1 protein-coding gene is annotated in these 1,654 nt (G+C 64.6%); it reads right to left on the bottom strand.

What is annotated here, in order from left to right; translation table 11 throughout:
* Positions 1 to 119: 119 nt before the first annotated feature.
* Positions 120 to 1,517 (bottom strand): cysteine--tRNA ligase, encoded by a 1,398-nt coding sequence (cysS, locus tag RDM88_RS12800; RefSeq protein WP_308755208.1) that lies wholly within the window; start codon positions 1,515 to 1,517, stop codon positions 120 to 122.
* Positions 1,518 to 1,654: the final 137 nt, after the last annotated feature.

The following is a 1,654-nucleotide window of genomic DNA, read 5'->3' as shown; positions in this document are numbered from 1 at the left end:
AGAAGTCGACCCGCCCGCCGGGGCGGGACCCGGCAATCTCCCCCGCTCGATGAGCGGAATATCTAGAACCACCGCCGTCGGTCGACCACCGGCAAGCTCCGCCGCTCACCGAGCGGCAATCACTTCCTGCTCCACTGGACGCCCTGCGGCGTATCCTTGAGCAGGATGCCCATGGCCGTGAGCTGGTCGCGGATGGCGTCCGCCCGGGCGAAATCCTTCGCCTTGCGCGCGGCCTGCCGCTCGGCGATCAGCGCTTCGACCTCCGCGTCGAGGTCGTCCGCCCCGCGGTCGTAAAGCAGGCCGAGCACACCGCACAGCTCGTCGAATTTTTTGATCGCGTATTCAACGCTCTCCTTCGAGCGGGTGTTGTTCCCAAAGAAGGTGTTGCAGTCGCGCGCCAGCTCAAAGAGGGCCGCGATGCCGTCGGCGGTGTTGAGGTCGTCGTCCATCGCCTCGACGAACTGCGCCACGCGCGCGTCCGCCTGCTTCCGGAAGGCGTCCTCCCCTTCGGTCGGGGCGCCGCAGGCGTTTTTCAGCGCGAAATCCAGCCCGTCGCGGCAGTTGTGCAGGCGGGCAAGCGCCGCCTGGCACTGCTCGATGACCTCGAGTGAATAGTTGATCGGGCTGCGGTAGTGCGCCTGGAGCATCATGAATTTGATCGGCTCATAGCCGAATTTCTCCGCGACCTCCCGCACGGTGAAGAAGTTGCCGAGCGACTTGCTCATCTTGCGGTTGTCGACGTTGATGTAGCCGTTGTGCATCCAGTAGCGGACGTAGGTGGTCCCGGTGCAGCATTCGCTCTGCGCGATCTCGTTTTCGTGGTGCGGGAAGATGAGGTCCTGCCCGCCGCAGTGGATGTCGATCGTGTCGCCCAGGTGACGGCGGATCATCGCGCTGCACTCGATATGCCAGCCAGGGCGGCCCTCGCCCCACGGCGAAGTCCAGCTCGGCTCGCCCGGCTTGGCGGCCTTCCACAGCACAAAGTCGAGCGGGTCCTCCTTGACGTCGCTCACGTCGATCCGCGCGCCCGCCTCCAAATCCTCCAGCGGCTGGTGGGAGAGCTTGCCATATTCGTTAAACCTGCGCGACCGGAAGTAGACGCTGCCATCCCGCTCATAGGCGTATCCGCGCTCCTCCAGCGTCCTGACCATGCCGATGATCGTATCGATGTTCTCGGTGGCGCGCGGATGGATGTCCGCCGGGCGGATGCCCAGTCCCTCTGTGTCGGTCAGGTATTCGCCGATATACCGCTCGGCCACCTCCCGGACGGTGGTCCCCTCCTCGTTGGCCTTGTTGATGAGCTTGTCGTCGATATCGGTGAAGTTCTGCACAAACGTCACGTCAAAGCCCCGGTATTCGAGGTAGCGGCGGAGCGTGTCGAACACGCAGATCGGCCGCGCGTTTCCGATGTGGATAAAGTTGTAGACGGTCGGCCCGCACGCGTACATCTTCACCTTTCCCGGCTCGAGGGGTACGAACTCCTCCTTGCGGCGCGTCAGCGTATTGTAAATCTTCATCTTTTCTGCTCTCCTTTTCCGTGTTGTTGAAGCGGGGGACGCGGGGCGCGCATGGGGCGGCGGGCCGTGCCGTCCCACGGACGGCACAGGCGGCTCCCCTGAGGGGAGCCGAACGCCGCGCTGCGCGCGGCTGGCCC

It is taken from the genome of uncultured Anaerotruncus sp., from assembly GCF_902490045.1.
In the GTDB taxonomy this organism is placed as follows: domain Bacteria; phylum Bacillota; class Clostridia; order Oscillospirales; family Ruminococcaceae; genus Anaerotruncus.
Note: the sequence above shows the minus strand (reverse complement) of the source record. Positions and strands in the feature narration are given on the sequence as shown.

What these genes read in the sequence shown, in the direction of transcription:
- cysS (WP_308755208.1), bottom strand. Translation starts at nt 1,517, where the DNA reads ATGAAGATTTACAATACGCTGACGCGCCGCAAGGAGGAGTTCGTACCC.